Annotated in this window: 18 protein-coding genes and 1 other annotated feature; of the genes, 8 read left to right on the forward strand and 10 right to left on the reverse strand. The window is 61.4% G+C overall.

The genetic code is table 11. From position 1 onward, the window contains the following. Nucleotides 1–76 precede the first annotated feature (76 nt). From LH464_RS12460 to LH464_RS12470, 4 genes are all read right to left on the reverse strand, one after another. Nucleotides 77–1,405 (reverse strand): L,D-transpeptidase family protein, encoded by a 1,329-nt coding sequence (locus LH464_RS12460; protein ID WP_226786714.1) that lies wholly within the window; start codon nucleotides 1,403–1,405, stop codon nucleotides 77–79. Between the two features lie 297 nt (nucleotides 1,406–1,702). Further along, nucleotides 1,703–1,837, reverse strand: a complete 135-nt coding sequence (locus LH464_RS24540; protein ID WP_255648358.1) for a hypothetical protein — start codon at nucleotides 1,835–1,837, stop codon at nucleotides 1,703–1,705. Between the two features lie 119 nt (nucleotides 1,838–1,956). Then, nucleotides 1,957–2,469, reverse strand: coding sequence for a transcriptional regulator LdtR (ldtR, locus tag LH464_RS12465; protein ID WP_226786715.1), 513 nt, complete (start codon nucleotides 2,467–2,469; stop codon nucleotides 1,957–1,959). Between the two features lie 230 nt (nucleotides 2,470–2,699). Next, nucleotides 2,700–3,137, reverse strand: a complete 438-nt coding sequence (locus tag LH464_RS12470) for a DUF6163 family protein (RefSeq protein ID WP_226786716.1) — start codon at nucleotides 3,135–3,137, stop codon at nucleotides 2,700–2,702. Between the two features lie 143 nt (nucleotides 3,138–3,280). Between LH464_RS12470 and hemB the strand changes: the two genes are divergently transcribed. From hemB to LH464_RS12485, 3 genes are all read left to right on the forward strand, one after another. Continuing rightward, entirely contained in the window at nucleotides 3,281–4,294 is a 1,014-nt protein-coding gene (gene hemB / locus LH464_RS12475; RefSeq protein WP_226786717.1) for a porphobilinogen synthase, read from the forward strand. A 75-nt stretch (nucleotides 4,295–4,369) separates the two neighbouring features. Beyond that, nucleotides 4,370–4,828, forward strand: a complete 459-nt coding sequence (locus LH464_RS12480) for an RDD family protein (RefSeq protein ID WP_226786718.1) — start codon at nucleotides 4,370–4,372, stop codon at nucleotides 4,826–4,828. Between the two features lie 108 nt (nucleotides 4,829–4,936). Continuing rightward, entirely contained in the window at nucleotides 4,937–5,695 is a 759-nt protein-coding gene (locus LH464_RS12485) for an arginyltransferase (protein ID WP_226786719.1), read from the forward strand. Nucleotides 5,696–5,846: 151 nt separating this feature from the next. Here LH464_RS12485 and parC read toward each other — a convergent pair whose 3' ends face one another. Continuing rightward, a complete protein-coding gene (gene parC, locus LH464_RS12490) occupies nucleotides 5,847–8,105 on the reverse strand; it encodes a DNA topoisomerase IV subunit A (protein WP_226786720.1) in 2,259 nt (752 codons plus the stop codon). Nucleotides 8,106–8,285: 180 nt separating this feature from the next. Between parC and LH464_RS12495 the strand changes: the two genes are divergently transcribed. Further along, complete coding sequence (locus LH464_RS12495; protein ID WP_226786721.1) at nucleotides 8,286–9,476, forward strand: hypothetical protein; 1,191 nt, start codon at nucleotides 8,286–8,288, stop codon at nucleotides 9,474–9,476. Between the two features lie 54 nt (nucleotides 9,477–9,530). On the opposite strand, the gene LH464_RS12500 is transcribed toward LH464_RS12495, so the two are convergent. The 3 genes from LH464_RS12500 to aspS all read right to left on the reverse strand — a co-directional run bounded on the left by LH464_RS12500 (nucleotide 9,531) and on the right by aspS (nucleotide 13,513). Continuing rightward, the gene (locus LH464_RS12500; RefSeq protein WP_226786722.1) at nucleotides 9,531–11,015 is read right to left on the reverse strand and encodes a SulP family inorganic anion transporter; all 1,485 of its coding nucleotides are present in this window, start codon (nucleotides 11,013–11,015) and stop codon (nucleotides 9,531–9,533) included. 82 nt (nucleotides 11,016–11,097) lie between these two features. Continuing rightward, nucleotides 11,098–11,155 (reverse strand) — a sequence feature (sul1 is cis-regulatory element that is thought to sense ions involved in sulfur or methionine metabolism; They are found in Alphaproteobacteria). A gap of 99 nt (nucleotides 11,156–11,254) precedes the next feature. Further along, on the reverse strand, nucleotides 11,255–11,581 hold the full coding sequence (locus tag LH464_RS12505) for a DUF1236 domain-containing protein (protein WP_226786723.1): 327 nt from the start codon (nucleotides 11,579–11,581) through the stop codon (nucleotides 11,255–11,257). Nucleotides 11,582–11,725: 144 nt separating this feature from the next. Continuing rightward, nucleotides 11,726–13,513: an aspartate--tRNA ligase gene (aspS, locus tag LH464_RS12510; protein WP_226786724.1), complete on the reverse strand. Its 1,788-nt coding sequence runs from the start codon at nucleotides 13,511–13,513 to the stop codon at nucleotides 11,726–11,728. 221 nt (nucleotides 13,514–13,734) lie between these two features. On the opposite strand from aspS, the gene LH464_RS12515 reads away from it, so the two are divergent. Beyond that, complete coding sequence (locus LH464_RS12515) at nucleotides 13,735–14,973, forward strand: MFS transporter (RefSeq protein ID WP_226786725.1); 1,239 nt, start codon at nucleotides 13,735–13,737, stop codon at nucleotides 14,971–14,973. A gap of 81 nt (nucleotides 14,974–15,054) precedes the next feature. Then, nucleotides 15,055–16,200: a ribonuclease D gene (gene rnd / locus LH464_RS12520; RefSeq protein ID WP_226786726.1), complete on the forward strand. Its 1,146-nt coding sequence runs from the start codon at nucleotides 15,055–15,057 to the stop codon at nucleotides 16,198–16,200. Nucleotides 16,201–16,228: 28 nt separating this feature from the next. On the opposite strand, the gene LH464_RS12525 is transcribed toward rnd, so the two are convergent. Further along, complete coding sequence (locus LH464_RS12525) at nucleotides 16,229–16,636, reverse strand: DUF2000 family protein (RefSeq protein ID WP_226786727.1); 408 nt, start codon at nucleotides 16,634–16,636, stop codon at nucleotides 16,229–16,231. Here LH464_RS12525 and LH464_RS12530 point away from each other — a divergent pair. After that, complete coding sequence (locus tag LH464_RS12530) at nucleotides 16,635–17,528, forward strand: AraC family transcriptional regulator (RefSeq protein ID WP_226786728.1); 894 nt, start codon at nucleotides 16,635–16,637, stop codon at nucleotides 17,526–17,528. The genes LH464_RS12525 and LH464_RS12530 overlap by 2 nt on opposite strands. Before the next feature lie 104 nt (nucleotides 17,529–17,632). Further along, entirely contained in the window at nucleotides 17,633–18,991 is a 1,359-nt protein-coding gene (locus LH464_RS12535) for an esterase-like activity of phytase family protein (protein WP_226786729.1), read from the forward strand. Nucleotides 18,992–19,041: 50 nt separating this feature from the next. Here the strand turns inward: LH464_RS12535 and ppx are convergent, their stop codons facing one another. Continuing rightward, nucleotides 19,042–20,562, reverse strand: a complete 1,521-nt coding sequence (ppx, locus tag LH464_RS12540) for an exopolyphosphatase (protein ID WP_226786730.1) — start codon at nucleotides 20,560–20,562, stop codon at nucleotides 19,042–19,044. Nucleotide 20,563: the final 1 nt, after the last annotated feature.

The raw sequence follows: 20,563 nt of genomic DNA on the forward strand, positions 1-20,563 counted from the left end.
CGCGGACCGCCAACGCACATGAAAAAAGCCGCGACGAACGCCGCGGCTTTGAAGCAATCGTATCCGGCTATCGCAATTATTGCGGCAGCAGATCGGCATCTATCGGGCCGGCCGACTGCTCGATGCCGGTCGTCGTCTGCAATGCGAGCTCAGTTGCGCCGTCGCGCTGATAGATGTCGTCGCGGAACTGGACCACACCGTCGTCCGCCGACCAGGCGGTGATGTAGGTGAAGTAGACCGGCACTTCTTCCGCCAGCTTGATCGGGTTGTTCTGGCGCGTGGCAATGACGCGCTCCATCTCCTGGCGAGACCAGCCGGGTGTTTCATTGAGCAGCCAGGTAGACAGGTCGCGGACGTTCTGGACGCGCACGCAACCGGAGGACTCAAACCGCATCAGCTTGTTGAACAAGCCCTGCTGCGGCGTATCGTGCATGTAGACGGCATGCTCGTTGTGGAAGTTGATCTTCGTCGACGACATGGCATTGATCTTGCCCGGGTCCTGCCGGAACATCAGGTTCGGAGCCTTTTCGGCATTCCAGTCGAGGGTTTCCGGGGCCACTTCGCCGCCGTTGCCGTCGAACAGGCGGATGTTGTTGCGCGCCAAGTAGGTCGGATCCTTGCGCATCAGCGGCATGATATCCTTCTGGATGATCGAGCGCGGCGCAGTCCAGTACGGATTGAGGATGACCTCATAGATCTTCGAGTTGAGCGTCGGCGACTGGCGCGAGATGGATCCGACGACCGCGGTATTGCGCAGGGCGACACGGCCGTTCTCGACAGCTTCGATATAGGCGGCCGGGATATTGACCATCACGTAGCGGCGGCCGAGATCACCGGACATCGACTGCAGCCGGACAAGATTGGTCTCGAGCTGATGCAGGCGGGTGTTCGCCGGGATATTCAGCGCCTTCACGGAATATTCGCCAAGCACACCGTCGGCCGGAAGGCCGTGGCGTGCCTGGAAGCGCTTGACCGCGCCATCGACGTAGCTGTCGAAGGAATTGGACATGCCTGCGCCCTGTGGCAGATCGCCCGAAATCATCAGGCGCTGGCGCAATTGCTGCACGGCCGGGTCGACGACACCGAGGCGGAGCGTCTGCGCGGGATTGACTTGCGGCCAACCACCGTTCGAAGCGATCATCTGGTAGTTAATGATCGCCTGCTGGATGTTGGCCGGCGCATGCGGCCCAAGAACCGGATTGTTCGTGGCGACGGCGGTGACCGTGCGCGTACCTGCCTTGGCGTCGAACTGGTCGTCCCAGGCACCGCGGCGCGGCGCGGCAATGAGGCTTTCGAGAGCGGTCTGCGCCAATGCAGGTGCTGCAAGCGCAACCGCGCCGGCAGATACGGCAGACCGCAGCAGCATGCGGCGAGAAAGACTTTCCGATCCGATTTTCTTCGACATCATCCTACCCAACTATTCCCGATCGGCTTCCAGAGACACGTAGCGGGATATGGTTAACAAACGCGCAAAACGCGCAGCCGGCAACGACACCTAGGGGTGATTCCTGCCCAGCGACCCTAGCTGCCGATCCCATGGTAATATGGCCAATTCGTGTCCCGGGCGAGGCCTGCCCAGCGGCAGACGCATGACAATGCCGTGACAGGCCACGCGCCGGCGGCCTTGTGACCTTTCGGTAACGCGTCACGACCGGATTGAAACTGGCGCCTCACGGCATGCCCGCAGGCACAAGAAATGTCTTCAGAGGACGGTCTCGGGGATCGGCGCCCAGGTACCGTCGACCTGGGTGAACTGGGGAATGTGTGCGAGGCTGTGGATCAGCCCGGCATCTTCGCCGAGCGTTTCCTGCCAGTCCTTCGCCTCCGTCAGTACCACGCCGATGCCGACCACCTCCCCACCGACCGCACCAGACCCCCCGTGCCGTTTGACAAACGCGAAAACCGGACGCGCAGGGGACGCATCCGGTTTCGATCGCGACTGGAGTCTTTTTTGTATTACAGGCGGTAGGCGATGCTGTCGTTCCAGAACCGGTCGAGGCGCTGAAGCAGCTTGTTCATCTGCGTGAATTCGTCGGAGCCGATGCCGCCGACCTTTTCGATCGAGCCTACGTGGCGCTCATAGAGCTTGGCGACTGTTTCGGCGATTTCCTGGCCTTGTTCGGTCAGGCTGATGCGGACCGAGCGGCGGTCGATGCGCGAACGCTGGTGGTTGATGAAGCCGAGGTCTACCAGCTTCTTGACGTTGTAGGATACGTTGGAGCCGAGGTAGTAACCGCGTGAGCGCAGTTCACCGGCCGAGAGTTCCGAATTGCCGATGTTGAAGAGCAACAGTGCCTGTACGGCGTTGATGTCGTCGCGGCCCTGGCGATCGAATTCATCCTTGATGACGTCGAGAAGGCGGCGATGGAGACGCTCAACGAGGTGAAGAGACTCCAGGTAGAGCGAACGGATGGCTTCTTCACGCGGTTCTACGGCGACCGCTGCCTGCGGCTTCAGGTTCGTATTCATGATGTCTGCCTCACTGTTTGTTTGGCGGTTTTTGTTTCTGTCCGCCTTGTGAGTGACACTAACGAATGCCGATAAAATTCGACTTAAAACATATGTTTAACAATGCCTTACCCGCATATTTCGGATTGCGGCCGATCAAAGGCAGGTCCGCACCGGATATATTTCCGCCATTGAAAATCAAATAGTTAGGCCGAAAAATCATTCAAATTTCAGCGCTCAAAGCTTTCGCATCAGGGTAAATCAGTGGTTACCGGTTCAGCCTTCCGGCGCTCCTCCAGCCACAAAGCGACGCGAAAGAGCACGTATAGCGATGCGACGACGGCATGGAAAAGCAGGACGACGCTGTTGGTGCCGAAGATTTCGGGCCACAGCTTGTACATCAGAAACTGGGAGACGGCAGCGATCACCCACAGGACCGGCCCCCAGGAAACCGCCAGCCACAGGCCGAGCGAGGCGACGGGAAAAAGCACGGCGAGGCTGGGTGCCGCCACCTGCCACGGGACGGACAGGAGATCGAAACGACCGCCCCCACCCCTCGAATAGCCGACGAGCATTGCCCAGTACTGCAGGCCGAACCAGAAGCAGGTGACCGCGACCAGCCTTAGAAAGATCACGAACATGATCTGGGTCAAGGTGCGCTTCATGACTGTGGGTGAATCAGGCTCCATGCGCACACCATAGCCAGCGTAACCGGTGACCGCTAGCCTTGGGACGCAGCTGGGACACATGCGCGGCGTTCTGCCCATTCGCATTCGGCGCCCGAAATGCTATGGACGGCCTAAAATCAGACTAGGGAAAGCGAGGCTTCTTCATGAACGACAAGACACACCTCGTCGACGAGATCACCGGCCATCGCCGGATGCGCCGCAATCGCAAGGCCGACTGGACACGCCGCATGGTGCAGGAAAGCCGGCTGACGACGGATGACCTGATATGGCCGATCTTCCTCGTGCCCGGAACGGGCATCGTGGATCCGATTGCCGCCATGCCCGGCGTCAACCGCATGAGCGTCGACAAGGCGGTGGAAGCCGTCAAGGAAGCAGCAGACCTCGGCATCCCGGCGATTGCCACCTTCCCGGATATCGAAATGGAACTTCGCGACGAGACCGGCTCCCAGAGCCTTGTCGCCGATAACCTGATCAACAAGGCGACGGCAGCGATCAAGAAGGCCGTGCCCAATATCGGCATCATCACCGACGTGGCGCTCGACCCGTTCACCAGCCACGGCCACGACGGCATCCTGCGCGACGGTATCATCGTCAACGACGAGACGGTGGACCAGATCGTCAGGGCAGCCGTGATGCAGGCCGACGCCGGCGCAGACATCATTGCACCATCCGAGATGATGGACGGCCGCATCGGCGCCATTCGCCGCGGCCTCGATGCGAATGGCCACCAGGATGTCGGCATCATGTCCTATGCGACGAAGTTTTCGTCCGGTTACTATGGTCCCTATCGCGAGGCGATCAGTACCGGCGGCCTACTGAAGGGCGACAAGAACAGTTATTATATCAGCCCGGCCAACGCCGCCGAGGCACTCCGAGACGCCGCACTCGACGTCGAAGAGGGTGCCGACATGCTGATGGTGAAACCGGGTCTCGCCTATCTCGATATCTGTTGGCGCCTCAAGGAGGCCTTCGGCCTGCCGACCTTCGCCTATCAGGTCTCCGGCGAGTACACGCAGATCAAGGCAGCGGCGATGAACGGCTGGATCGACGGCGACCGGATCATGATGGAGACGCTGCTATGCTTCAAGCGGGCCGGCTGCGACGGTATCCTGACCTATTTTGCCGTCGACGTGGCCCGCAGGCTGGCCAAGGGATGATGAGTGGATCGGGTGACTGCTTGCGCAGACACCTTCGACCTCCCATATCGAGTACAACAACTGGAGGTAACCGACATGGCACTCGATCCGAACCCGACCTATTCCGCACCGGACGACTGGCGTGCCTATAGCGGCGTGCTATCGCGCCGTGCCTTCGCTTTCGTGATCGACTACGCAATCGTGCTGCTGCTCTGCATTCCGGCGGCGGTGGTCGTCTTCTTTCTGGGCATCATCACGCTCGGCCTCGGCTTCTTCCTGTATCCGGCACTGTTCGTGATCGTTGCGCTCCTGTACTTCGGCATGACGCTGGGCGGACCCAGCCAGGCAACGCCGGGCATGCGCGCCATGGGCGTCGCCATGATGCGGCTCGACGAAAGGCGGATGGATTTCCTTACCGCCATGGTCCACACGGTGCTGTTCTGGATCATCAATTCGGTCCTGACGCCGCTCATTCTGCTGGCCGGACTGTTCACGAACCGCTCGCGGCTCGTCCATGACATGCTTCTGGGTACCGTCGTCATCCGCAGGGATTGAAACGCCTGCCCGCAAGCATGCGCAAGGCCATGTTGACCTTTTTCCAAAGTGCGCCATGGTATGGCTTTTACGGCATCTTCAGGAAGCCAAGGGGCTGATTGCGCCGCGATGAACACACAGACAACGCCCTCCCCGCAGTTCTATCTGACGGCGCCGGCTACGTGCCCCTATCTAGCGGGGCAGCTGGAGCGGAAGGTATTCACGCATCTGGTCGGGCCCCGAGCGCCGGAGATGAACGACCTCCTGACGCAAGGCGGCTTCCGACGCTCCCAGAACATCGCCTACCGCCCGGCTTGCGAGACCTGTCGCGCCTGCATCTCCGTGCGCATCCTGGCCGACGAATTTCAGCCGACGCGCACCATGCGGCGGGCCCTGGCCGCCAACAAGGACGTCATAGCCACCCTGCTTCCCGCCCAGCCCACGCCGGAGCAGTTCTCGCTTTTTCGTGGTTACCTGGACGACAGGCACCGGCAGGGCGGCATGTCCGACATGTCCGCGCTCGACTACGCGATCATGGTGGAGGACACCCACGTCAACACCCGCATCATCGAGTATCGCCGCCGCGAGCCAGGTGACGGCATCGGTGAGAAGCCCAAAGGTGAACTTCTCGCCGTAGCGCTCACGGACATGATGAGCGACGGGCTGTCCATGGTCTATTCCTTCTTCAATACCGATCTTGCCCGGCGATCGCTCGGAACGTTCATGATCCTCGACCATGTCAGCCGGACACAGGCGCTCGGACTGCCGCACGTCTATCTCGGTTATTGGGTGAAGGGATCGAGCAAGATGGGCTACAAGACGCGGTACCAGCCGCAGGAGCACCTGACGCCGCGCGGCTGGGAGCGGTTTTACGGCGAGCAAGAATAGCCGATCATCGTGAATTTCCGCCGATTAGCGGGCACTTGATCGAAGCGACCCAGGCCGAGGTCATCGCTTTAGTTCCGGCCATCGCGGCAGGTGAGATGGACGAGGAAGGCGCGACCGCTTTCTGCGCGATCACGCCGTTCCCTATCCCTGGTCACCCCGAAAACTTTCCGCTGCGGGGAAAGCCCTTCGGCACGAGACGCCCGGCCGTGGCACGGTCGCCCAGCCATTCGACCAGTTCTTCCTTCGACTTGGTGAAGATACGACCGGCCGAGTCTTCCCAGGTGAGGCCGTCGGCGATCGCGAAGCACTTGACGTCGGAAATGCCGCCGTCCTTGTAGCGCTGCAGGCGTACGCCCTTGCCGCGGCTCATCTCAGGCAATTGCGCCAGCGGGAAGACCAGCAGCTTGCGGTTTTCGCCAACGACGGCCACGTGGTCGCCGGCAACCGGCACGACCAGCTTTGTTTCGTCCGGCATGCCGACGTTCATGATCTGCTTGCCCTTGCGGGTATTGGCGATCATCTCGCTTTCGGCGACGACGAACCCGTTCCCGGCAGTCGACGCCAGCACAAACCTGCGCGACGCGTCGTGGACGAAGGCCGTCAGGATGTCCTGGTCGTTTTCCATGTCGACCATGATGCGGAGAGGTTCGCCATGACCGCGGCCGCCCGGCAGCTTGTCGGCGCCGATCGTGTAGACCTTGCCGCCCGTCGTGACGAGCAGCAGCTTGTCCGTCGTCTGCGCAGGGAAAGCGAGCCTCAGCGCATCGCCCTCCTTGAAGGTCAGCGATGACGTGTCGGCGATATGTCCCTTCAGCGCACGAATCCAGCCCTTTTGCGAGATGACGATCGTGACCGGTTCCTTCTCGATCATCGCCTGCTGGATAGCCTCGACATCGGCGTCCGGGGCTTCTGCGAACTGGGTGCGGCGACGGCCAAGCTCCGTCGCCTTGGCGAACTTCTTCTTGACGTCCTGGATCTCGACTTCGACGACCCGCCAGAGCTTCTCGTCGGAAGCGAGCAGGGTTTCGATGTCGGCCTTTTCCTGTGTCAGTTCGTCGAATTCCTTGCGGATCTCGAACTCTTCCAGCTTGCGCAGGTTGCGCAGCCGCATGTTGAGGATCGCTTCGACCTGGATCTCGGTCAGGTCCCACTTGGCGACCATGACGGGCTTCGGCTCGTCCTCCTCGCGGATGATCCGGATGACCTCGTCGAGATTGAGATAGGCGATGAGCAGGCCGCCGAGGATCTCAAGGCGACGATCGATCGCGGCGAGTCGGAACTTCGAGCGGCGGACGAGGACTTCCTTGCGATGGTCGAGCCATTCCAGCAGGACCTCGTTGATCGCCATGACCCGGGGTACCTTGCCCATGGACAGGACGTTCATGTTGAGCGGGAAGCGGTTCTCGAGATCGGTCAGCCGGAACAGCGATTCCATCAGCAGCGTCGCATCGACCGACCGGCTCTTCGGCACGAGAACGACACGGACATCCTCCGCGGACTCATCGCGGATATCTTCCAGCAGCGGAAGCTTGCGGGCGATGAGCAGCTCGGCGATCTTCTCGATCAGCCGCGACTTCTGCACCTGATACGGGATTTCGGTGATGACGATCTGGTAGCCGCCGCGACCGAGATCCTCCATCTCCCATTTTGCGCGGACGCGAAAACCGCCGCGGCCGGTCCTGTAGGCCTCGATGATCTGCTCGCGGCTGTCGATAATGATGCCGCCCGTCGGCATGTCCGGGCCGGGAATGAACTCCACCAGCTTTTCGACCGTCGCGTCGCGATGCTTGATAAGATGCAGTGCCGCGTCACAAAGCTCGTGCGCGTTGTGCGGCGGGATCGACGTCGCCATGCCGACAGCAATGCCTGACGAGCCGTTCGCGAGCAGGTTCGGGAAGGCGGCCGGCATGACGACCGGTTCCTCGTCTTCCTCATTGTAGGTGGGGCGGAAATCGACGGCGTCCTGCTCTATCCCTTCCAATAGAAGGGCGGCGACCTCGGTCATGCGCGCTTCGGTATATCGATAGGCGGCGGCACTATCGCCGTCGATATTGCCGAAGTTGCCCTGCCCGTCGACGATCGGATAGCGCTGCGAGAAATCCTGCGCGAGGCGCACCAGCGCATCGTAGACCGACTGGTCGCCGTGCGGGTGAAACTTACCGATCACGTCACCGACGATACGGGCGCATTTCTTGAAGGCGGAGTTCGGGCGGATTCCCATCTCGCTCATCGCATGGATGATGCGGCGGTGAACCGGCTTCAACCCGTCGCGAACGTCGGGCAGCGCACGGTGCATAATCGTCGATAGAGCATAGGCGAGATAACGCTCTTCGAGCGCCGCCTTCAGGTCGATCGGTACGATGTGATCGCCGCCTTCGCCGTCTGACGGCGGTGTAAGATTTTGTCCCATGGCCTTGACTAGCGGAAAGCCTGATTTTCAGCAAGATTCGTGGCAAAGCAGCCTGTGGATGAAACGTCGCAGGATGGTCGCGGCCCTTCAACAAAATCATGGACGTTTGTTCGCCGCCGCCTATAACAGCGGGAAATGCAACATGTCGGGCTGCACCGCCCGAAAAGGGAGAACTTCGTAATGTCTCACGCCGGCAAGATGCGGCTTCTCATGGCCGGTACGGGCCTCCTGATGATGGCGGGACCGGCCTTTTCGCTGGACGGTGCCGACCTCGTCGCGAAGATCAACGCGGCAATGGGCCTGCCCGACAACCCGCTTGCCGCCAAGACCATAGATGTTCGCGGATCGACCGTCACCTTGCGCGACGCAACCTACAAGCCGGTGCCGACAGGCGAAGCCATGTCGCTTGGCGACATCACGCTCGAAGGCGTCGTTGAAGACGGCGGCGCCTACACGATCGAGAAGGTGCTTTTCCCGAACGTCAACGTTCGGGAAGACAAGACCACCGTTTCGATTGCCGACATCTCCATGACAAACGTGACCGTGCCGGCTGACGTCACCGGCGACACGCTGGATTCCGTTCTTCTCTATGAGGAAGCATCGTCGGGTCTGATGGAGGTTACGTTTGACGGAAAGCCGGTATTCTCCGTCGAGTCGTCCGTCTCGACGACCGAAATTGCCGAAGACCAGTCTTCGGTCGGGTTCGCGATGGAAGTCTCGGGTATCGCGGCGGATCTCTCGACGGTGGAAGATCCCAAGTCACGCGAGGCCATCGAAGCGATGGGCGTTACCTCGCTGAACGGCAGCATGTCGCTCAGCGGAAGCTGGCAGCTAGAGGACGGCCTTGTCGACATCGACGACTACAATTTCGCCTTCGACGACATCGGCAAGCTTGCCATGGCATTCAGCATTTCCGGCTACACGATGGACTTCGTGAAGGCCGCAGCGGAAACGTCGAACGCGATGCAGGAAAATGGCAGCAAGGAAAGCCAGGATGCAGCGGGCCTTGCCATGCTCGGGCTCATGCAGCGACTGACCTTCAACAGCGCCGAGATCAGCTTCGATGATGACGGCATCACCAATCGCGCCCTGGATTATGCGGGCAAGGAACAGGGCATCACCGGCGAGGCCATGGGGGAGATGCTGAAGGCCATGACACCGCTGATGCTGGCGCAATACAACGTGCCGACATTGCAAAACATGGTGAGCGAAGCGGTCAACACCTACATCGACAATCCCGGCAACCTGATCATCACCGCCGAACCTGAAAACCCGGTCCCCTTCCCGATGATCATGGGAGCGGCCATGGGCGCGCCGGAGACGCTTCCGGACGTGCTGGGCGTGACAGTGGAAGCCAACCGGCGGCGGTAACGCTCTATCGATTGTTACGAAAAGGCCTCCGGCAGATGCCGGAGGCCTTTTTGTTTAGTGCCCGGATGCAGGCCGGGGAGCGTGTTGCTTGTCGTGCAGTCCGAAGCGGTCGATCATGTGGGCACTCGCCTCGTTGACCCCGCGCAGGTTGACCTCGACACCGTGACGGCGGAACTTCAGTACGACATCATCAACAACCCCGACCGCCGAAATGTCCCACAGATGGGCTTCCGTGACATCGATCGTCACCCGCTTCAGCGGCTCGCCGAAATCGAACGCCTTGATGAGGATTTCGGTGGAGGCGAAGAAAATCTCGCCGTCAACATGATACGTGCGCTCCGTGCCGTCGGCGCTCAACTCCGAGCGGACATGGAAAAGACGCGACACCTTGCCGGCGAAGAAGACACCGGAGAGCAGCACTCCGACCAGAACGCCCTTGGCGAGATCATGTGTCGCGACGACGGTCACGACCGTTGCCAACATCACGATCGAGGACGGCAGCGGATTTCGGCGGAGATCGATTATCGAGCGCCACGAGAATGTGCCTATCGAAACCATGATCATGACGGCGACGAGCGCAGCCATCGGGATGATCCGCACGATGTCGTCGAGGACCAGGATGAGGACGAGCAGGAACGCGCCGGCCACGAAGGTGGAGAGGCGGCCGCGACCACCGGACCTGACATTGATGACGGACTGGCCGATCATGGCGCAGCCGCCCATGCCGCCGATGAGGCCGGAGGCGATATTGCTCACCCCCTGCCCCACGCATTCCTGGCTCTTGTTGCTGTTCGTATCGGTCATCTCGTCGACAATCTTCGCGGTCAGCAGGGATTCCAGCAGACCGACGGCAGCAAGGGCCAGCGAATACGGAAAGATGATCTCCAGCGTCTCCCAGGTCAGCGGAACCTGAGGCAGTGCAAAGATCGGAAGGGTCGCTGGCAGTTCGCCCAGATCGCCGACCGTGCGGATATCCATGCCGAAGTAGACGGAAATGCCGGTCAGCACGGCGATTGCAACGAGTGGCGACGGGATGGCCTTCGTGACCAGCGGGAACAGGTAGATGATGCCAAGGCCAGCAGCAATCATCACGTAGGTTTCCACCGGGACACCGATCAGTTCCGGCAACTGCGCCATGAAGATCAGGATCGCGAGCGAGTTGACGAAGCCCGTCATCACCGACTTCGACACGAAGCGCATGACGCGGCCGACCTTGGCAAGCCCCGCGAGGATCTGCAGCAAGCCCATCAGCAACGTGGCAGCGAAGAGATATTGCAGGCCGTGGTCGCGCACCAGCGTGACCATCAGGACGGCGGTCGCAGCCGTTGCCGCGGAGATCATGCCTGGGCGGCCACCCGTGAAGGCGGAGACACAGGCAATAGCGAAGGAGGCGAAGAGGCCGACCTTTGGATCCACGCCGGCGATGACCGAAAAGCCGATGGCTTCGGGAATGAGCGCAAGTGCGACGACGATACCGGACAGGATGTCGCCGCGGATGTTGGAAAACCATTCACGTTTGTAGGTAGTAAAACCGTTCATCTGGGAAATTTCGCAAAAGAAGCATCCACCGGATGTGATCCGGTTCAGGAGCCTTTTATGGCTAAAAGGATGTGATGCTTTGCGTTGTCCGGCGGATCGGCGGCCGGAAGAGCCACCCGGGAGTCTCACCCGAGTCCTTGTGATGAAGGGTCTATAGCGGCAGACTGACTGCCGCACAACGTGATGAACGCCAGCTCGCACAAAGAGACCGGGACTAGCCGCCCCGGCCTGCTTCTTGATCAGTCGAGAACCTGGATAACCGAACGGGTCTGCGGGTTCACGAGGACGCGGCGCTCATTGACGACCGTGTAGGCATAGTCGCTGTGACCATCGATCGTACGGACCTCGACCGTGTCCGGAAGGGGGGAGCCGACGACGATTTCACCTTCATAGGCGACGGAAGGAACGCTCTGCTCCATGACGTAGGTCCGGACTTCGCCGGGAACGACGACCGTCGATCCCGTAACGACCGGGGCCGATTCCTGGACGATGACCGTGCTCTGCGCTAGGGCCGCGCCGGAAACCATAACGAAGGCCGCGGAGGCGGCCAGCAGCATAGTGCGCATGTTCTTTCTCCTGTGCTTCTGCTGGCCAGACAACACAGGAACGAGAATAAGGTTCCGGCACATGCGGCCGCCAAAAGTCCCATGGAACGCGAAACGGCGGCCTTCCGGCCGCCGTTCGAACGTTCGGTCACTGTGACCTGAAGATCAGTCTTTCTTCTGCGGCACGACACGCATAGCCAGCTCGCGCAGCTGCGTCGGCGTGGCTTCCGAAGGCGCCCCCATCAGCAGGTCCTGAGCCTGCTGGTTCATCGGGAACAGCGTGATCTCGCGCAGGTTCTTGGCACCCGTCAGCAACATGACGACGCGGTCGACACCGGCTGCCATGCCGCCATGCGGAGGCGCGCCGTACTGGAACGCACGGTAGAGGCCGCCGAAGCGGTCTTCCACGTCCTGCTGGGAAAGGCCCACCATTTCGAAGGCCTTGACCATGACTTCCGGCAGCTGGTTACGGATCGAGCCCGAAGCGATTTCAAAGCCGTTGCAAACCATGTCGTACTGGTAGGCCTTGATCGTCAGCGGATCCTGGTTTTCCAGTGCGTCGAGGCCGCCCTGCGGCATCGAGAACGGGTTGTGGGCAAAATCGATCTTCTTGTCTTCCTCGTTGTGTTCGAAGAACGGGAAGTCGACGATCCAGCACAGGGCGAACTGGTCCTTGTTGGACAGGTTCAGTTCGTCGGCGGCACGGGTACGCGCCTCACCTGCGAACTTGTAGAACTTCTCCGGCTCGCCGGCGACGAAGAAGCAGGCATCGCCCGCTTCGAGGCCAAGCTGGACGCGCAGCGCCTCGGTGCGCTCCTCGCCGATATTCTTGGCGAGCGGGCCTGAGCCGGCGACCTTGCCTTCTTCTTCCTTCCAGAAGATGTAGCCGAGGCCGGGCTGACCCTGCTGCTGCGCCCATGCGTTCATGCGGTCGCAGAATGCTCTGGAACCGCCGGTCTTGGCCGGGATCGCCCAGATTTCGACCTTCGGGTTGGACGCGATCATGCCGGCGAACACCTTGAAGCCGGAGCCAGCGAAGTGTTCGGTGACGGCTTCCATCTCGATCGGGTTGCGCAGGTCCGGCTTGTCGGAACCGTATTTGCGGATGGCGACATCATACGGGATGCGCGGGAATTCCTGGGTAACGGGCTTGCCTTCGGCGAACTCTTCGAAGATGCCGCGCATGACCGGCTCCATCGTCTCCCAGATTTCTTCCTGGGTGACGAAGCTCATTTCGAGGTCGAGCTGGTAGAATTCGCCCGGCAGGCGGTCGGCACGCGGGTCTTCGTCGCGGAAGCACGGCGCGATCTGGAAGTAGCGGTCGAAACCGGCCACCATCATCAGCTGCTTGTACTGCTGCGGCGCCTGCGGCAGGGCAAAGAACTTGCCGGGATGGATACGCGACGGAACGAGGAAGTCGCGCGCGCCTTCCGGCGACGACGCGGTCAGGATCGGCGTCGAATATTCGGTGAAGCCACCGGCCGTCATCTCGCGGCGCATGGCGGCGATGATCTGGGTGCGCTTGACGATGTTCTTGTGCAGCGTTTCGCGGCGCAGGTCGAGGAAGCGGTACTTGAGGCGGACGTCTTCCGGATATTCCGGCTCGCCGAAGACGGGCAGCGGCAGTTCCTTGGCGGCCCCGAGAACCTCGATTTCCTGGGCGTAGAGTTCGATCTCGCCGGTCGCCATGTTCTTGTTGGTGGTTTCTTCCGAACGCGCCTTGACGGTGCCGTCGATGCGGATAACCCATTCGCCGCGCACGGTTTCGGCCAGTTTGAAGGCCGGGCTGTCCGGGTCGGCGACGACCTGGGTCATGCCGTAATGGTCGCGAAGGTCGATGAACAGCAGGCCGCCATGGTCGCGGACACGATGAACCCAGCCGGAAATGCGGACATTGGAGCCGACGTCCGCCTTGCGGAGGGCTGCACAGGTGTGGCTGCGGTAACGATGCATTTGATTAACTATCCTGGACTGGTGCTGAACTGCGGCGAGCGGCGTGAAAAAACCATCGAGCCGGCAGACGGAAATTCGGCGCGAAAAGCGCATGGTCGACCCGCTTTGTCAAGACTTTGCCCCTCCTGCCGGCTTTTCACCTGTCTTTCCAGCAGGACCTTGCTAGAACTTCTGCAAGCGAACGACGGCAATGAGTCGAGCGCCTCCCGCGGAAGTCTTTCATGAGCCAGATTCGCCCCCTGATTCCCCTGCTCGTCACTGCCGGCATCCTGATCGGCGGCAACGGACTACAGGGAACGTTCATTGCGTTGCGCGGCTCGCATGAAGGCTTTTCACCCTCGATCATCGGGATGATCGGAGCCGGTTACAGCGTCGGCTTCGCGATCGGCTGCATCTACGTCACCCGCCTGCTCCGGAGTATCGGCCATATCCGGACCTTTTCCGCGATGGCGGCAATCGGCGCATCCTCTTCGCTTGCGCTGTCGCTGGTGATGGATCCGACCTTCTGGTTCGTGATGCGCTTCATTATCGGGATTGCGGTCGCCAGCCTTTTCGCAACGGTGGAGAGCTGGATCAACGCCAAGGTGACGAACGACAATCGCGCGCGCACCCTCTCCCTCTACCGTGTTGTCGATCTCGTCTCGGTGACCGCGGCGCAGTACATGATCCCGGTTGCAGGGATCGAGGGAACAGTGATCTTCAGCGTCATCGCGATCGCCATGACGCTTTCGCTGGTACCGATCTCGCTCGCCGATCGTTCCAGCCCGGCGCCACCGGAAGCGATCCGCTTCGACCTCAAGGCCGTCTGGCGCATCTCGCCGCTCGCCGTGGTGGGCGTGATCTGCGTGGGGCTCGCCATGGCGGCCTTCCGCAATATCGGCCCGATCTACGGCGAAACGATCGGCATGAGCATAACCTCGATCGCAACCTTCATGAGCGCCGGCATCATCGGCGGCGTAGTGCTGCAATATCCGCTCGGCGTCTATTCCGACAGGCTGGACCGGCGCACGGTCATCCTCTGGACGACCGTCGGTGCGATCCTGACCGGTGCCTATCTTTCCTTCGGCGCGGGAACCAATGAAACCGCCAACATCATCGGCGTCTTCCTGTTCGGCGCCTTTTCCATGCCGCTCTATTCGCTCTGTTCCGCTCACGGCAACGACTATGCGAAGGATGGCGAACACGCGATCGTCTCCGCCGGACTTCTGTTCTACTGGTCGATCGGCGCAACCATCGGACCGCTTTTCGCCGCGCTACTGCTGGAATATTACGGGCCGGAGGTCTTCTTCATTTACACCTCGGTGATCTTCGCGGGTTTTGCCCTGTTCACCATGAAACGGATGGGTGCGCGCGCCGCTGTCCCGCCCGAGGAACGGCCTCGCCGATTCCGGGCCCTTTTGCGAACTTCGGCCTATTTCAACAAGCTCGCGGCACCGCCGGACAAAGAAGATCGTTCCTGATTGCGTCCTGTTATATTGACATATGCAGCCGGAAGGAGAAGGAAGACTGATCTTTTGACGTGAATTCTTGTGACTGGACTAATGATCGAAACGACTGCCGCACTGGAAGACGCCTGCCGGGCGCTTGCCCAATCCGATTTCATCACCATCGATACCGAGTTTCTGCGCGAAACGACGTTCTGGCCGCAGCTCTGCCTTATCCAGATGGCGAGTCCGACCCTGGAGGTGCTCGTCGATCCTCTCGCCAAGGGATTGGACCTCAAGCCGTTCTTCGAGCTGATGGCGAACCCGAAGGTCATCAAGGTGTTCCATGCCGCGCGGCAGGACATCGAGATCATCCACCACCTGGGCAATCTCGTGCCGCATCCGATCTTCGACACGCAGGTCGCAGCTATGGTCTGCGGCTTCGGCGACAGCATTTCCTATGACCAGCTCGTCCAGCGGATCAACGGAGAGCAGATCGACAAGTCGTCGCGCTTCACGGACTGGAGCCGGCGCCCGCTTTCCGAAAAACAGCTCGACTACGCGCTGGCTGACGTTACGCATCTTCGCGATGTCTATCAGGCGCTCAAGGAACAGCTTGAGCGCGAAGGCCGCGCGACGTGGCTGAACGAAGAGATGGCGATCCTCGAATCCGCCGGCACCTACGATATCCATCCCGACGACGCCTGGTTGAGGCTGAAGGCACGCCTGCGCAAGCCGACCGAGCTTGCCATCCTGAAGTATGTCGCCGCCTGGCGCGAGCGGGAGGCGCGTAGCCGCAACGTTCCGCGATCGCGCGTGCTGAAGGACGATGCGATCTTCGAGGTCGCCCAGCAGCAGCCGAAGGATACGGAAGCATTGTCGCGGCTCAGGACCATTCCCAAGGGCTGGGAACGTTCGACTTCAGGCGCGGCCGTCATCGAAGCGGTCAATGAGGCACTCGCCCTGCCGAAGACCGAGATGCCGCATGCGCCCAAGCCAACCCGTTCGCCCGAGGGCTCCGGTGCCGCCGTCGAGCTTCTCAAGGTGCTCCTGAAGCTGATCTCCGACAAGGAAGGGGTCGCCGCCAAGGTGATCGCCAATACCGACGACCTGGAAAAGATCGCGGCCGAGGGGGAGACCGCCGAGGTGGCAGCACTTCACGGCTGGCGGCGAGAACTGTTTGGCGAAACTGCGCTGAGACTGATCTCCGGCAGCGTCGCCCTGCGGTTCGTGGACAAGAAGATCGAGGCCGTGGAGCTTTAATCCACGGCCCTTCCTCACGCTTCAAGGCTCATCCGTGCAGCCTTGCACCCTTGGTGATCTTGTCGACGATCTTCTTGTCGGCTCGCATGGCGATGCCGACAACCTTCGCATCGTCCGGCGAGAACCGCCCGAAGACTTCGCGGTTCGCCACATCGTGGCCGGTTGCAAACATCTCCTCGACATAGATGGATGTGGTGACCGCACGCTCCAGCGAACGAAGGTGGATCGTGCGGAGATCGTCCTGGCCGGCACTCAGGACGACCATGGGCTGGACGCTCAGCCGATTGTAGACATTGCCCGTCGCATCCCGATAAGGTTCGCCGATGATCGTCGGATATTGGGCGACGATCCCGCTCGTCAGGAAAGCGGTCACGTTGAGCTCCTGCCAGGGAGCAAGGTCATTGCGAAGGACGATGGCGATCTTGGTATCGAACATGCACGGGAACTCCGTTCGGGGAATCGAGAAAGGCGACCAGATAACGGCAGCCGCCGGTCTCGATCTTGCACGTTCGTGCGTGCCGGAAGGCGGCGACCGGATCCGCCTGGCAAGCTCACCTCGCGGCATCGAACGCATCGAAGCCCGCTTCCACGGCAACGGGTTCTCGCCGCATCGGCACGACACCTATGCGCTGGGGGTTACCATGTCCGGCATACAGACCTTCAGCTACCGGGGCTCATCCCGCTTCAGTCTTCCGGGACGCGTGATCGTACTGCACCCGGACGAGCTGCATGACGGAGGAGCCGGGACCGAAGACGGGCTGGTCTATCGCATGGTCTACCTGCCCCCGAGCCTCATTGCAGAAGCTTGCGGCCAGACGGCGGGCTCCCTCCCCTTCGTCGCCGATCCCGTCGTTACGGATGTCGGGTTGCGCGCAGCGCTGCTCGACGTGCTGGAAGACCTGGTGCACGAACCGCAGAGCATGCTCATGGACGACGCCCTGACGCGGATTGCCGCCGGCCTCTGCCGCAACGCATCTGTTGCGCCTGGGCGTGTCGGCCCCACGGCGCACCGCGCCGTCCTGATGTGCCGTGATTATCTCGACGAGCACTGCGAAGAGACCGTATCTTCCGGCGAACTGGAGGAGCTTGCAGGCATGGACCGCTATGAGCTGGCACGACAGTTTCGCCGCGTCCTCGGAACGAGCCCTCACCGGTACCTCGTGATGCGCCGTCTGGACCGGGCGCGGCGGGAACTTCGCGCAGGCACAGGCCTGGCGGAGGCTGCTGCAGCAGCCGGATTTTCCGACCAGGCGCATTTCACCCGCCATTTCAAGAAGACGTTCGGAATGACGCCCGGACGCTGGACGGCGCTCAGCCGCGCTTCCTGATGCGGACAATCGCAACCTTCATCAATCTGTCAAACCTCCATCAACTCATCGTCATGTGAGGATCCTAGGAGAGGGTGTTTCAACCTCTTACCGTAGGTGATCTCATGATCAGGACTTTGCTCGCATCCGTCGCGCTTGCCGCTTTGATGGGTGGCCACGCCTTTGCCGACGAACAGGAATTTTCCGCCACGCTCGTCTCGCACGCCATTCTGCCGGCGAACACCATCATTGCCGCACCGGAAGATGCGCCGGAGCATCTGAAGACCTCCGGCAAGTTCTCGACACCCAACCGCAAGCGCGCCGAAGGCCTCGGCACCGTCCCCGGCAAGGACGGCGTGCGTCCGACCGGCCTTTCGCTGCCCTTCGACGGCCAGCCCGTCCAGGGCTTCTCCGGCATAAAGACGATGCCGGATGGCACGTTCTGGAGCCTTTCCGATAACGGCTTCGGTTCGAAGAGCAACTCGAGCGATGCTGCCCTGATGCTGCACAACATTCGCTTCGATTGGGAAAACGGCATGGTCGAGCGGCTGGACACCGTCTTTCTCAGCGATCCGGATCGCAAGGCACCCTTCCCGATCGTGCTGGAAGGCAGTGACGCGCGCTACCTGACCGGCGCGGACTTTGACCTCGAATCCATCCAGCCGGTCGAGGACGGCTTCTGGGTCGGTGAGGAATTCGGTCCGTACATCCTCAAGTTCTCCAGCGAAGGCAAGCTGACCGACGTCATCGCCACGAAGGCGGGCGAAGTGGAGGTCAAGTCCCCGGACCATCCGGCTCTCGTCACGCCGGCCAATCCGACGGCAAAGATGGCTGCCTTCAACCTCAAGCGCTCAGGCGGCTACGAGGGCCTTGCGATGTCGAAGGACGGCACGAAGCTCTATGGCCTGCTCGAAGGCCCGCTCTACCTCGAGGACGGCTCGCTCGAGGCCGCCGACGGCAAGACGGCGCTCAGGATCATCGAACTGGATGTCGCGTCGAAGGACTGGACCGGACGCAGCTGGTTCTATCCGCTAGCGGACGGTGGCGAGGCTATCGGCGATTTCAACATGATCGACGACACGACGGCACTCGTCATCGAGCGTGACAACGGCGCCGGCACCGCCGACCGGGCGTGTGCCGATCCGAAGAAGCCGGAGCCGACCTGCTTTGCGACGCCCGCCAAGCTCAAGCGGATCTACAAGATCGAGATGACGGAAGAGAATGTCGGCAAGGCAGTGCGCAAGATCGGCTATATCGACCTGATGCAGGTGAAGGATCCGAATGGCGTGGCACGCCAGGGCGGCGGCGAAGGCTTCTACGACATGCCCTTCGTCACCATCGAGGATGTCGACGTCGTCGATCCGACGCACATCATCGTCGGCAACGACAACAACCTGCCTTTCTCGGCAGGTCGCGCGATCGACAAGGCGGACGATAACGAATTCGTACTGCTGGAAGTCGGCGATTTCCTCGCCGCGAAGTAAGCGGTCAATCGACCCTCTCCCCGCTCGCGGGGAGAGGAGACGCCGTAATCCTACTCGAACTTGAAGGCCAGACGCTTGCCGGTCAGCTTGGCAAGCTGCTGCAGCCGGCCGTCGAGACGCTCGCCGGCCAAATCCGCGTGCTCATGGGGCACCACGAACTCCAGGTCGAGATCCGGCGACGAGGAACGACGGAAGGACAGGCTGTTGACGATCCCCGGCATGGAGGCCGAAAACAGGTAGACGACACGCAGAAGACCGCCCAGAAGTTTCGCCAGATCCTGCAGACGCGGTCCGGCGATGGCGGCGAGCGGGCTGGAAGCGCCATCATCCTGCAACCCTTCGAACCGATAGTAATTCGCGAGCGCGAGATAGGCACGGCCCGGATGCGTGATGCCGACCAGCGACGAGTGCGCTATGAGGTTCAGCGCCTGCGGCCCGCGATAATCCGGATGGGCCCGCCAGCTGATATCGGCCAGAAGGCAGGCGGCCTGCCGGTAGCGGCTCTCTTCCTCGTTCTCGTCGATGCTGAAAAGCGGCACCATCCGGCCTGTCCAGGTGGTGAGTTCGCGTGCATGCTCGGGCGAGCGCGCGCGCAGGATCGCCAGTTCGTCGGCGGCAACCAGCAGAGGATCGCTCGCCTTCTCCTCATCGGAGAGCAGCGAATAGAGGTAGCCTTCACGAACGCCCTGGGCCGAGAACAGGATGCGGGCCGGCTTCATCGCCCGGAGCACTTCCTGCATCGCAACCGCGCCAAAAGGCAGCAGCGCTCGGCGGTTCTTGGAGACCGCCTGCCATGCGGGATGCTTGCTGTCCCCACCCTCGATCACCGTATCGAGAAAGGCGTCCATCTCCTTGAACCCGACCTTGTACCCCTGCATCATGTGCAGCGGGTACCCAGTGATTTCCATGTGCAGCTTGGCAATGTTACGCCAAGTACCGCCCACGGCATAGAAGGTCCGGCCCTCGCCATCCTTCAGGAACTTCGCCTTGGAAATCTGCTCCGCACTGATGGCCCTCGCCTTTTGCAGCGACTGGCCCGAGGTTTCCGACAGGCGAAGACCACCCAGCGGAAGGGTAATGCCACGGCCGAGCCGTTCCCTGCGGATGTCGATGAGTTCGAGAGACCCGCCGCCAAGGTCGCCGGCGATCCCGTCCGGATCATGGAAGCCGCTGATCACGCCATGGGCGGAATAAAGGGCTTCCTCCTCGCCGGTCAGGACCTGGACCCTGCACCCAAGGATCTGCTCCGCATTGCGGATGAAGCCCGAACCGTTGGTAGCCTCGCGCGCAGCAGCAGTTGCCAGCACGTAGATGTCGGTTGCTCGGGCCTGCTCGGAAAGAGCTCGAAAGCGTCTGAGCGCGGCAAGCGCCCGTTCAACGGCCACCGGATCCAGGCGGCCGGTCGACGCAAGTCCCTTGCCCAGCCCGCACAGGACCTTCTCGTTGAAGAGTGTGGCGGGCGCGCGTGAAAGGCCCTCGTATATGACGAGACGGACCGAGTTGGAACCGATATCGACAACGGAGACCGGGGCGATGCCCGGGAGCCGCCCTTGGGCTTCCGATCTTACCATA

The organism is Pseudorhizobium xiangyangii, assembly GCF_020531965.1.
Taxonomy (GTDB): Bacteria; Pseudomonadota; Alphaproteobacteria; order Rhizobiales; family Rhizobiaceae; genus Neorhizobium; species Neorhizobium xiangyangii.

What these genes read in the sequence shown, in the direction of transcription:
- LH464_RS12460 (WP_226786714.1), bottom strand. Translation starts at nt 1,405, where the DNA reads ATGTCGAAGAAAATCGGATCGGAAAGTCTTTCTCGCCGCATGCTGCTG.
- ldtR (WP_226786715.1), bottom strand. Translation starts at nt 2,469, where the DNA reads ATGAATACGAACCTGAAGCCGCAGGCAGCGGTCGCCGTAGAACCGCGT.
- LH464_RS12470 (WP_226786716.1), bottom strand. Translation starts at nt 3,137, where the DNA reads ATGGAGCCTGATTCACCCACAGTCATGAAGCGCACCTTGACCCAGATC.
- hemB (WP_226786717.1), top strand. Translation starts at nt 3,281, where the DNA reads ATGAACGACAAGACACACCTCGTCGACGAGATCACCGGCCATCGCCGG.
- LH464_RS12480 (WP_226786718.1), top strand. Translation starts at nt 4,370, where the DNA reads ATGGCACTCGATCCGAACCCGACCTATTCCGCACCGGACGACTGGCGT.
- LH464_RS12485 (WP_226786719.1), top strand. Translation starts at nt 4,937, where the DNA reads ATGAACACACAGACAACGCCCTCCCCGCAGTTCTATCTGACGGCGCCG.
- parC (WP_226786720.1), bottom strand. Translation starts at nt 8,105, where the DNA reads ATGGGACAAAATCTTACACCGCCGTCAGACGGCGAAGGCGGCGATCAC.
- LH464_RS12495 (WP_226786721.1), top strand. Translation starts at nt 8,286, where the DNA reads ATGTCTCACGCCGGCAAGATGCGGCTTCTCATGGCCGGTACGGGCCTC.
- LH464_RS12500 (WP_226786722.1), bottom strand. Translation starts at nt 11,015, where the DNA reads ATGAACGGTTTTACTACCTACAAACGTGAATGGTTTTCCAACATCCGC.
- LH464_RS12505 (WP_226786723.1), bottom strand. Translation starts at nt 11,581, where the DNA reads ATGCGCACTATGCTGCTGGCCGCCTCCGCGGCCTTCGTTATGGTTTCC.
- aspS (WP_226786724.1), bottom strand. Translation starts at nt 13,513, where the DNA reads ATGCATCGTTACCGCAGCCACACCTGTGCAGCCCTCCGCAAGGCGGAC.
- LH464_RS12515 (WP_226786725.1), top strand. Translation starts at nt 13,735, where the DNA reads ATGAGCCAGATTCGCCCCCTGATTCCCCTGCTCGTCACTGCCGGCATC.
- rnd (WP_226786726.1), top strand. Translation starts at nt 15,055, where the DNA reads ATGATCGAAACGACTGCCGCACTGGAAGACGCCTGCCGGGCGCTTGCC.
- LH464_RS12530 (WP_226786728.1), top strand. Translation starts at nt 16,635, where the DNA reads ATGCACGGGAACTCCGTTCGGGGAATCGAGAAAGGCGACCAGATAACG.
- LH464_RS12525 (WP_226786727.1), bottom strand. Translation starts at nt 16,636, where the DNA reads ATGTTCGATACCAAGATCGCCATCGTCCTTCGCAATGACCTTGCTCCC.
- LH464_RS12535 (WP_226786729.1), top strand. Translation starts at nt 17,633, where the DNA reads ATGATCAGGACTTTGCTCGCATCCGTCGCGCTTGCCGCTTTGATGGGT.
- ppx (WP_226786730.1), bottom strand. Translation starts at nt 20,562, where the DNA reads ATGGTAAGATCGGAAGCCCAAGGGCGGCTCCCGGGCATCGCCCCGGTC.